Raw genomic sequence first — 11,223 nt, forward strand, 5'->3', positions numbered from 1 at the left:
ATGAAATTAAGGAGGCCGCTCTTAAATTTTTCACGATTCATGGATATGAAGGAGCATCGCTTTCTCAGATCGCTGACGAAGTGGGTATGAAAAAACAATCCATTTACGCACATTTCAAAGGCAAAGATGATCTTTTCTTGCAGGTTTTACGTGATGCGAAAGAGACCGAGTTGTCCTCAAAACTCCAATATTTCAGCAGCATTGGCTCACAAAATCCCGAGAAAGATTTATACGGATTTCTGCATTTAGTCATTGCTTTGTTCAAAGAAAATGAGCAGTTAAAGTTTTGGCTGCGTATGTCTTTTTTTCCTCCGGCTCACCTTGTAGGCGCGATTGAAAAGGAAGTCGTCGATATTGAGAATAAGGTGCAGGCAATACTGGAAATTAAGTTTCATGAATGGATAAAAGCCGATGCAATCGCCCCGGATTCACCCAAAATACCGACCCTTGCCTTCATGGGAATCATTGATTCCATTATGCTGGAGCTAGTGTACGTCAATGATGAGAAACGGCTGAAGGATAAATTGGAAGCCTCTTGGAAAGTATTTTGGAGAGGGATTTCACTTCGCTGATTTATAATAGAACGAGGTCAATAATCATGAAGAAAATAAAATCACAAAAAGCCGTATTAATTATTCTTCTAAGCAATATTTTCATTGCCTTTCTGGGCATCGGCCTTGTTATCCCCGTCATGCCGTCCTTTATGAATATCATGCATCTATCGGGAAAAACGATGGGGTATCTTGTCGCGGCATTTGCGGTGGCACAACTGATTATGTCGCCATTCGCAGGACGCTGGGTAGACCGTTTCGGCAGAAAAAAAATGATTACAATCGGCTTGCTTCTCTTTGGCACCTCGGAACTTGTATTTGGTTTGGGTACGAGTGTTTCGGTGCTGTATTTATCGAGGATTCTGGGCGGTTTCAGCGCTGCCTTTATTATGCCCGCAGTTACGGCGTATCTCGCTGATATTACTTCTATTGAGGAACGTCCGAAGGCGATGGGGTATTTGTCTGCCGCCATCAGCACCGGATTTATTATCGGGCCAGGTATCGGCGGATTTATTGCAGAATACGGCATTCGCATGCCTTTTTTCTTTGCGGCAGCCTTTGCCTTTATCGCATGTGCTTTATCCTTGTTTATTCTAAAAGAACCGCTATCCAAGGAACAACTTGCAGAAATTTCGGCGAATACCGATCAAACCAACTTTTTTAGCGATTTGAAAAAATCGCTTAACCCCGTTTACTTTATTGCCTTTGTCATTGTATTTGTACTCGCTTTTGGTTTATCCGCCTACGAGACCATTTTTAGCCTGTTTTCCGATCATAAATTCGGCTATTCGCCCAAGGACATTGCAGCCATTATTACGATCAGCTCCATCTTCGGCGTCATTGTGCAAGTATTTATGTTCGGAAGAATGGTCAACCTGATAGGCGAGAAGAAAATGATCCAATTCTGTTTAATCGCTGGAGCGGTATTGGCGGTGATGTCTACCGTGATTACCGGTTTCTGGGCAGTGCTGACGGTAACATGCTTCATTTTTCTCGCGTTTGATTTGCTTCGTCCGGCATTGACGACATTTTTATCGCGGGCTGCCGGAAAAGAGCAGGGGTTCGTTGCCGGAATGAACTCAACTTACACAAGCTTGGGCACGATCGCCGGGCCGGCGATGGGTGGGATTTTGTTTGATGTCAATATCCATTATCCGTATCTGTTCGCAGCCGTCATTATAGTCATTGGCCTCGGTATTACAGTCTTCTGGAAAGAAAAACAATGGGCATAAAATGTTTCCGTTCCGGTTGGTACGGGTTTAATCGGACTCTCATATAGGGAGTCCGATTTTTTTGTTTCCACTTCCTGGGAACCACGCTTAAACAAAGTATCCCAAACTGCGAGAGCCTTTATGATCAAAATTTACTTTGCAATTATCCACGGATTGGTATTAATATAATCCTCAAAGCAATTAGGGGGAATTAGGCTATGAAACTGGTTCAACTGATACGATCAAGATTGCATTACAAAATGATCATTATCTACTCGCTTCTGACATTAGCGCCTTTAATCATTGTAAGCGCTACATTTTATTATAACTCAAAGCGTATTCTTGAGAATAACGAGGACCAATCCTTTAAACAAACATTTTCTGAAACTTCCGACAAGATTGATGGCGTATTGAAGGCATTTGCGCGGCAGGCTTCCGACATCGGCGACAACCGTTTGGTATACACGCTTTTGCGGAATGCGGCTTCACCGGAAAGATATCCTCTAATGCCTTCCGAACAGTCTGCGCTTGAAGAGGGCGTCGAACAAATGCTGCAGATCGAATTGGAAGATATGCAGCGCAGCATTGGCGATTTCGCGAATTCAATCCATCTCTACAATAAGATAGGCAATCATTATTCCGCAGGATCCAATCAAGATGTTCAATACTATGAAGCGATGAACATTATGCCTTTCGAAAAGCAAGGTGTTCCTGAATGGGCTTTTTTTGTTGATCACCGGCGTATGATTTGCAATATGCAGCTTATTGATACCGTAACGGGAACGCATCTGGGACTCTTGGTTATTATGTTGGATACGGAAAAGGTAAAGGCCTTATTTGGCACTTATCCGAAAAGCTCTTTTTTTATTACAAACGCAAACAATGTCGTCATGTCCACTGATGATTCTGAAGCAATCGGTCAGCTGCTTCCAATGGCCAAAAAGAGCACGACGATTATGACGGAAAGAAAGTCCAAGGGAACCGATTTCAAATATATTAGCCGCATTCCCATTTCAGAAGCTAGTGCGGGTATTCGTAAGCTAGCCGTATTTTCGATTGTCATTACGTTGGTTTCATGGATCGCGGTCATGGTCATCACCCACTACGTGCTCAGGAGAATCACAAGCCCAATAACTACTTTAAGCAAATTAATGCGAAAGGTGCAAAAAGAAAATTACCAGCTCATCGAAAACTTCGGTTCGCATGACGAGATTGCACTGCTATGTAACAGTTTCAATAAGATGATCATGGAAACAAGGGATTTGATTCAGAAAGTGTACAAGGCCGAACTGATTCAGAAGGAAGCGCAGCTGACAGCGATCCGGACTTACTTTAATCCGCATTTCTTACATAACACGCTTGAGTACATAAGCATATTGGCCAAATCAAAGGAGAAGATCGATTTGATCCCCAATCTCGTCAAAAATCTTTCCAGCATATTTCGTTTTTCAATCGCTCCGGGAGAAGCTTTCGTATCCCTGGAGGTAGAAGTGAAATTCGCTCAGATTTACCTGCAAATCCATCAATACCGGTTCGAGGATCGTTTTGAATACCATCTGGACATACCCGATCACTTGAAGCTAGTAAGCGTGCCGAAGCTCATCCTTCAACCCATTATCGAGAATGCTTTTATACACGGCATCGATCATATTCGCCACAAAGGTCGAATCGATATTCGCGCATACGAAAGCAATTTTAATCTTGTCATTGAAGTTGAGGATAATGGCCGGTTAGCCGATGGGGGAATGTCTGGGACGAAAGGGATGGGGTCGGGATTGAATAGCATTGAATCGAGGATTAAACTCCATTACGGGGATCGCTTCGGACTTGAGAAGTTACAGGGTGCTCATGGAATGATCATTCGGCTTCAATTGCCGATTCTAATGAATGACGATGAAGAGAATTCACCAGGAAAGGAAGACGACAGCAGATGAATATATTCGTGGTAGATGACGAAAAAGCAGTTCGGGACTATATCGTTTCCCTTCCCGAATGGGAGCATCTTGGCTGCAAAATCATTGGACAGGCGGCTGATGGATGGGAAGCTTATGAAGCTTTGATCGAAATGAAGGAACGCATTCCCGACATCCTGATATCCGATATTCGTATGCCCGTCATGGACGGAATAGAGTTGTCCAGGCGTGTTCTGGAAAAATTCCCGGATATGAAAGTGATATTCCTGACCGCCTATAGCGAATTTAACTATGCCAAGCAGGCTGTTAAGCTTGGAGTCTCGGATTTCATCACCAAGCCCTTTCACGAAAGTGAGCTGCTGGACAGCGTCAAATGGATTAAAGAACATCGGCTGGATCGTCAGAATGCGGATTTGATCCGGCAGGAGGAATGGATTCAGACACTGCTAAACCCGGATTTGTCGGAGCAAGCCAAGTCAGCAGCGCTTGGTCAGCCGGAGCTGTTAATGAAATCGGCTGTGTTCCTGTCTATTGAAATCGACAATGTGGATTTTCTGGATTACACGGGAAAACCTTTCTCCAAGCTTACGTTGCGGGAAAAAATATTTGAGGTCATGTCTTTCTGTCCTTTTCCTTACTGGTCGGCTCTTTCGCAGAGCGGAGTATATTTGATCCTGTTTACACCGCTTACTCTTCCTCAGGACGAAACGGCACATGAAGCAATGGATGTTGCCCGCCGGATTCTGGAGACGAGCAATGAATCATTAGGTTTTAGCGTTTCAATTGGAATCAGCGATTGCTTAAACTCCGCGCTGGAGCTCAGAAGAGGACTTGAAGAAGCGAAGAGTTGTCTGGATTATCGGATGTTGATTGGCCGCAAATCGATCATAGCTTTTCCAGCCATGAGATCCCTCAAGGAACAAAAACGGGCGCAAATGGAAATTAACCATACGGAATTAACAGAAGTACTGCGCAAAGGGGAAGTGGAGCTTATCCCGGATTATTTGAATAAAATGAATAGGATATTTCTGCTGGAGGGTCTGAATAAAAAACGGATCCAAGAGGAATGCATGGAAATGGTAACGGTGACTGGCAAAACACTTCTCGCGTTCGGCTTGCAGCCGAACCCTGAAGAGATGTTAGCCGTTCGTAAAAGTGTTTTATCCTTTACGATTCTCTCCGACTTGATGCCGTTCATGCAACAATTTTTGGAAAAAGCAGTATCGGTCATTGGGTCTGTCAAACAGAAAACGTCCGGAAATTTAATCGATCATGTAACGAAGTTTATTGAACTCCGGTACATGGACGACATTACTTTGCAGCTCTTGGCAGATGAACTCTTTATTAATTATTCCTACCTCAGCAGGCTTATCAAGAAGGAAACAGGCCAAAATTTCAGAGATTTGTTATGGGAATACCGCGTTGAAATGGCTAAGATTAAGCTCTCGACGACAAACCTTAAGCATTATGAGGTTGCATACGCGGTGGGATTTAAGGATCCTGCCCATTTCAGTCAATTATTCAAGAAATTAACGGGCAAAAGCCCGGGTGAATATAAATCATAAAGAAAAATACAGAACATGTTTTGAAAAATACACACATGTCGATTGATGGCGAGTTCGTTTAGTCTAGGAAATAGGAAAGGGTTCTACTTAAACAAGTGAGCGCTTATCCTTAAAAAGAAAATTTGCGGGAGGTCACAAAGTGAAAAAGAGAAAGACTCTTCTTCTGTCCATTACGCTATTAATGACGATGGCGTTATCGGCATGCGGAGGAAATGAAGCTCAAAGCCCAAAAGAATCGGGCAAAAACGGATCGGCAGAGAGTGCTCCTGCCAGTGATTCGAATGACAATGCATTTACCATTCGTGTTGGAGCCTGGTTTATCGATGATCGGCCTTACATGCAAGAGTTTAAAGCGAATATCGAGAAAGCTTACAAAGCGAAGCAGCCTAACGGTACCATCCAATGGGATATTACGCTCGGCGACACCTATTCCGACAAATTAAAGGCGGAGTTAGCTTCGGATACGGCACCGGACGTATTCTTCCACCAAGGACAAACCGCAAAGTTCGGTGAAGTCGGGTATTTGGCGGATTTATCAGGCGAGTCATGGGCGGGTAAGCTTAATCCGGGTACGAAAAGCTCCTATCTTTTTCAGGATAAAGTCTATTCCCTGCCGATGGGGGTTGCCTCCAGCGGAATATGGTATAACAAGAAGATTTTCAGCGATCTGGGAATCCAGGTACCCAAGTCGTGGCCGGAGCTTGAGAAGGCTTTCTCCGCGATTAAAGCAGCAGGCATTACTCCGGTTGCTGCAGGATTCAAGGATATCTGGACAGCTCAAATGACCTTTAATCTCTGGATGCAGCCCTATGGGAACGAAAGCAGTCCCACCTACGGCAAAGATTTGTATGAAGGCAAGAAGACGTTGGAAGGACCTGAAGTTCAAGCGGTCATGACTCATCTGCAGGAGATGGTAGAAAAGGGGTATCTGAACAAGACTGCACTCAGTATTGATTGGCCGCAATCCGCAGAACTGTTCACTTCAGGGAAAGCGGCCATGATCGTACAAGGTCCCTGGATGCCCGGAACGGCGAAGGAAAATTTCCAAACCAAAGGACATGCGGCATTTGATCTCGGTTATTTTCCTTTCACGACGGATAAAGGATATGCCAAATTATCTCTCGGAATCGACCAATCTCTTTCTGTCAATGCCAAAACAAAGCTGATGCAGCAGGCGAAGGATTTGGTCAACGTCATTGCCAGTCCTGAAGTCTACGGTCCGTTTAACGTGGGAGGCGGGACGGTTCCCGCTATTCAAGGCATGCAATTGAATTACCCGGACACGGCATTGAATGACCTGCTAAAGGTTGTTGAAGAGACGGATTCCGGTATGGGATATGAATCTTACTTGCCTGCATCCGCATTGACATCACTCGTGGAGACGTTCACGAAAGTGGCATCCGGAATTAAGTTTAATCCCGATGACTTGGCAGAAGCACAGAAAAAACTCGAAAAAGATAAAGGGACGGTCATCGTTCCAGCAGAGTAAACCATAATATTCTAATTCGACCGGCCGGCTGAACAGACGGCCGGTCGAGTATTAAGCAGGTGAAAGAAGTTGAATAATCGAACACGCGATTGGATGACCGGATTACTATTCATCCTTCCAGCAACAATATTGTTTATAGCTTTTGTTTATTATCCGTTTGCGCAAAGCATTTATTACTCGTTCACGGAGTGGGATTCGATTCGACCGGCAAAATATATCGGATTGGATAATTATGTGTATCTTCTCGATGACTCCAAGATGCTAAATGCTGCGAAGAATACGCTGCTGATTACGGCCTTCGGGTTAGCTATACAGAACCCGCTTTCGCTATTGTTGGCTGTTTTGTTGAATCGATCGTTTCGTACCCGGGCATTTTTGCGAACGGCCTTTTATTTACCGGTCGTTGTTAGTCTCGTCGTTACTTCGATCGTATGGGGCAGCATTTTACAGTATGATGGATTGCTTAATGCCTTGCTTGAGCGAATTGGACTGGCGGATTGGAGCCGTGATTGGCTGGGCAATTCGCATACCGTATTTCCGACGATTATTGCCATGACGCAGTGGCAGGGGCTAGGTTATTGTGCCGTAATTTATTTGGCGGGGCTCCAATCGATTCCGCAAGAGCTGTATGAAGCCGCCAAGATTGACGGGGCCAATACGGGGAGACGTTTTGTCCACGTAACGCTTCCGCTGTTAATGCCTGCCATTACGATCGTCGTTTTCCTGACTATTATCGGAGGGCTTAAGATGTTTGATATCCCTTATGTCATGACAGGCGGTGGACCTGGCTCATCATCCTATACGCTGACACTTGCGATTTATAACGCTGCGTTCCGTGAGAACACCTACGGTTACGCAATCGCAGCTGGTATCGTCCTCATGATATTCATTATGATCGTTACGCTCATTCAACTGAGAATTACGCGTCGAAGAGAGGTGGAGATTTAATGGACACGCTCTTTTCAAAGCGGAGAGATTACGTTGGAATGGTATCGGAACTTGTATTCATTGCGGTGGCATTGCTTTTTCTATTTCCGATTCTCTATCTTGTAATGGCCAGCTTCAAGGAGCCAGGCCAGTTCTATGACCCGCTGGCATTGCCGGATTCTCTTTATCTAGGACATTATGTGAAAGCCTTTGACAAAGTAAACGTAATGTCAGGCTTTATGAATACCTTTGCCATCAGCGCGGGTTCAATCGGCCTCATCATTATCGTCTCTTCCATGGCGGGTTATATTATTGCTCGTATGCCGCACAAGTTTTTTCAATTCCTGTTCTACTTCTTCATCTCCGGGATGGTGATTCCGCTTCAAACAGGAATGATCCCGATCTTTAAAATGGGGGTCTCGCTGCACCTCATAGATACACGCACCTTTATGATTCTATTGTATACGGCGGGTGCAATCCCGATGGCTACGTTTATGTACGCGGGATTTACAAAGTCTGTGCCCCGAGAGATCGAAGAATCGGCTGCCATGGACGGATATAACAGGTTTCGCACGTTCTGGTTTATTATTTTCCCATTATTGCTCCCGGCAACGGGAACTCTGATTATGCTGAACATCTACGGAATATGGAACGATCTATTCGGACCCTTGCTCTACTTAAAGAATCCGGCGAAAATGACGCTTATGGCGCAAGTGGTTCAATTTAAAGCGAATAACCAATCGATCGACTACGGTCCGATTTTTGCGCTGTGCGTAATGGCGACTTTGCCTTTAATTATCCTGTTTCTCTTTACGCAGAAGTACATGATGAAGGGACTCATCATTGGATCGGTTAAAGGCTGAGATGACCGCATGATTATGAGGGATGGAGGAGCGAAGGTGCAACGGTTCGACTTAAGAGACTTGCGTTGTGAATACAGGGTAAACCCTGTTGGAATTGGCGTTCGTATCCCGAGATTCAGTTGGAAATTAACTGGATCCGGACGAGGGATTAAACAAACCGGCTACCAGATACAAGCTTCGGAAGGTGATCCGCGGTTTGAGACATTGACATGGGATAGCGGACACGTCCAATCGGATCAATCTGTTCATATTCGATATGAAGGTCATCCTCTCAAGTCCCGTACTCTATACTACTATCGCGTACGCGTTTGGGATTCGCATTGTCGCAAGAGCAATTGGCTAACGGCTTTTTGGGAGACGGGTATGATGGATTTCGCCGAATGGACGGCACAATGGATAACCTTCGACCATGAACAGAACAATCGCTCGCCGGAAGCTTCCCCGATGTTTCGAAAGACCTTTGAAGCAGGCGCGAATCTTCTATCCGCGCGCATTTACGCAACAGCTTTGGGGATATACGAACTGGAATTGAACGGGGAACGCTTGAACGAAAACAAGTTCCTACCTGGTTGGACCAGCTATCATAAACGTCTTCAAACTCAAACCTTCAACGTAACCGGTCTCATTCAAAAGGGCAGGAACGCGATTGGAATTACGCTCGCGGATGGTTGGTATAAGGGGAGAATCGGCGGGCATCCAAACAATTTCTATGGGGATCAAAGAGCGGCTCTGCTTGAACTGTACCTGGTGTATGAAGACGGAAGGCAAGAAATCGTCATAACGGACGATAGTTGGCGGTGCGAGACGGGTCCAATCATCATGGCTTCGATCTATGACGGGGAAACGTATGACGCCCGGTTGGAGAAGGATGGATGGAGCAGATCCTCCTATGCGGATCATGATTGGCTCCCCGTCAGCATCCTGGATCATAGTAAACAGATGCTGATTCCTCAGGAGAACGTACCGACCCGAGTGATGAGGGAATTGAAGCCGGCCGGTTTGCTTCGTACGCCGACCGGAGAAGATATACTTGATTTCGGCCAGAACATGGTTGGCTGGGTTTCTTTTTCACTGACGGCACCGGAAGGGACGATCATTGAATTGGCGCATGCCGAAGTATTGGACCGGGATGGCAATTTCTATACGGATAATTTGCGTTCAGCGAAGCAAACAACCCGATACGTGTGCAGAGGAAGCGTAAACGAGTATTACGAGCCCCGTTTTTCGTTTCAAGGGTTTCGATATGTTAAAGTAACCGGTTATCCAGGAGATATGTCCCTCGAAGCCTTTACAGCCCACGTGATCTATTCCGCTCTGGACGAGACGGGAACTTTCGAATGCTCGGACGAGTTGGTCAACAAGCTGCAGAGCAATATCGTTTGGGGACAAAGGGGAAATTTCCTCGACGTGCCTACGGATTGTCCGCAGCGTGATGAAAGACTTGGTTACACGGGCGATGCGCAAGTGTTTATCAGGACGGCAGCGTTTAATATGGACGTTGCCGCGTTCTTTACGAAATGGCTTAGGGATTTGAAAGCGGATCAGCTTCCGAATGGAGGCGTTTCGAACACGGTGCCTGATACGCTGCCGGGTTGGGATCTGCATTCGGCAGCAGGTTGGGGAGATGCCGCCGTTATTTGTCCATGGACATTATATCTATGTTATGGAGACAAGCGGTTGTTGGAAGAACAATACGGCAGCATGAGGTCATGGGTAGAATTCATTCGGAGTTTGGGGGAGCAGGAGTTTCTGTGGAACAGCGGATTTCAGTTCGGCGATTGGCTTGCGCTTGATGCTCCGGCAGGCAGCTACGCGGGTGCGACACCGAAAGATTTTATAGCAACTGCGTTCTATGCCCATTCAACGGATTTGCTGGTTAGAGCCGCGCAGGTTCTGGGTTATGTTGATGATGTCGCCAGGTATACGGAGCTGCGCAATAGAGTTATCGAACATTTCAACCTCGAGTTCGTCTCGAAGAACGGCAGACTTGTTTCTCCGACCCAGACTGCTCATGTACTGGCCCTCAGCTTTGGATTAGTTGAAGATAATGTTCGGGCGAGGGTTGAACAAAGTTTAATCCAGCTTCTAGAACAATCGGATCACAAGCTGACAACAGGGTTCCTGGGCACGCCTTACCTTTGTTCAACTCTAACGGATATCGGTCGAACCGACTTGGCTTACAAGCTGGCGCTCTCCAGAGAATTCCCGTCATGGCTGTATTCAGTCGAGCAGGGGGCAACAACGATTTGGGAGCATTGGGACGGTCAGAACGCAGACGGATCGTTCTGGAGCGCGGATATGAATTCATTCAATCACTACGCTTTCGGTGCAATTGGTGATTGGTTCTATAGGGTAGTATCGGGGATAGATACGGATGCAGAGAGTTCAGGCTATAAGCATACGGTTATTCGTCCCAGACCAGGAGAAGGCTTACATTATGCGCGAGCCTCCTTTCAGTCTATGTATGGGGAAATCCTGTCGCTATGGAGAATTGAGGATGGGAAAATGACCATCCAAATTACGTTGCCGCCAAACACGACCGGCACGGTCTTTTTGCCCAATACCTGCCAAGAAGAGGTGACAGAAGGGGGGGATCGGCTAATCGAAGCGGATGGAATACGACAGGTAACAGCTCAGGAGAAGGACGTGCGGTTGGAGTTGGATTCGGGCTCGTATCAGTTTCAATATGCGTGGCGCCTATAAA

Annotated in this window: 8 protein-coding genes; all 8 read left to right on the forward strand. The window is 46.0% G+C overall.

The features are described from left to right. Nucleotides 1-5 precede the first annotated feature (5 nt). The 8 genes from IEY46_RS08755 to IEY46_RS08790 all read left to right on the forward strand — a co-directional run bounded on the left by IEY46_RS08755 (nt 6) and on the right by IEY46_RS08790 (nt 11,222). Nucleotides 6-572: a TetR/AcrR family transcriptional regulator gene (locus IEY46_RS08755; protein WP_308422787.1), complete on the forward strand. Its 567-nt coding sequence runs from the start codon at nt 6-8 to the stop codon at nt 570-572. Between the two features lie 23 nt (nt 573-595). Continuing rightward, on the forward strand, nt 596-1,783 hold the full coding sequence (locus IEY46_RS08760) for an MFS transporter (RefSeq protein ID WP_188991822.1): 1,188 nt from the start codon (nt 596-598) through the stop codon (nt 1,781-1,783). A 197-nt stretch (nt 1,784-1,980) separates the two neighbouring features. Then, complete coding sequence (locus IEY46_RS08765; RefSeq protein ID WP_188991045.1) at nt 1,981-3,696, forward strand: sensor histidine kinase; 1,716 nt, start codon at nt 1,981-1,983, stop codon at nt 3,694-3,696. Next, complete coding sequence (locus tag IEY46_RS08770; RefSeq protein WP_188991047.1) at nt 3,693-5,240, forward strand: response regulator; 1,548 nt, start codon at nt 3,693-3,695, stop codon at nt 5,238-5,240. Before IEY46_RS08765 ends, IEY46_RS08770 begins: the two co-directional genes overlap by 4 nt. 139 nt (nt 5,241-5,379) lie before the next feature. Beyond that, complete coding sequence (locus IEY46_RS08775) at nt 5,380-6,729, forward strand: ABC transporter substrate-binding protein (RefSeq protein WP_188991049.1); 1,350 nt, start codon at nt 5,380-5,382, stop codon at nt 6,727-6,729. Nucleotides 6,730-6,798: 69 nt separating this feature from the next. After that, the gene (locus IEY46_RS08780) at nt 6,799-7,677 is read left to right on the forward strand and encodes a carbohydrate ABC transporter permease (protein ID WP_229750155.1); all 879 of its coding nucleotides are present in this window, start codon (nt 6,799-6,801) and stop codon (nt 7,675-7,677) included. 38 nt (nt 7,678-7,715) lie between these two features. Continuing rightward, the gene (locus IEY46_RS08785) at nt 7,716-8,519 is read left to right on the forward strand and encodes a carbohydrate ABC transporter permease (RefSeq protein ID WP_188991053.1); all 804 of its coding nucleotides are present in this window, start codon (nt 7,716-7,718) and stop codon (nt 8,517-8,519) included. A gap of 15 nt (nt 8,520-8,534) precedes the next feature. Continuing rightward, nucleotides 8,535-11,222 (forward strand): family 78 glycoside hydrolase catalytic domain, encoded by a 2,688-nt coding sequence (locus IEY46_RS08790; protein WP_188991824.1) that lies wholly within the window; start codon nt 8,535-8,537, stop codon nt 11,220-11,222. The last annotated feature ends 1 nt before the right edge of the window (nt 11,223 follow it).

The sequence above is a fragment of the Paenibacillus nasutitermitis genome, from assembly GCF_014641075.1.
GTDB lineage: Bacteria > Bacillota > Bacilli > Paenibacillales > Paenibacillaceae > Paenibacillus_Z > Paenibacillus_Z nasutitermitis.

Excerpts from the sequence above, each read along its gene's own strand:
- IEY46_RS08765 (WP_188991045.1), top strand. The coding sequence starts at position 1,981 with ATGAAACTGGTTCAACTGATACGATCAAGATTGCATTACAAAATGATC.
- IEY46_RS08790 (WP_188991824.1), top strand. The coding sequence starts at position 8,535 with ATGAGGGATGGAGGAGCGAAGGTGCAACGGTTCGACTTAAGAGACTTG.
- IEY46_RS08785 (WP_188991053.1), top strand. The coding sequence starts at position 7,716 with ATGGTATCGGAACTTGTATTCATTGCGGTGGCATTGCTTTTTCTATTT.
- IEY46_RS08770 (WP_188991047.1), top strand. The coding sequence starts at position 3,693 with ATGAATATATTCGTGGTAGATGACGAAAAAGCAGTTCGGGACTATATC.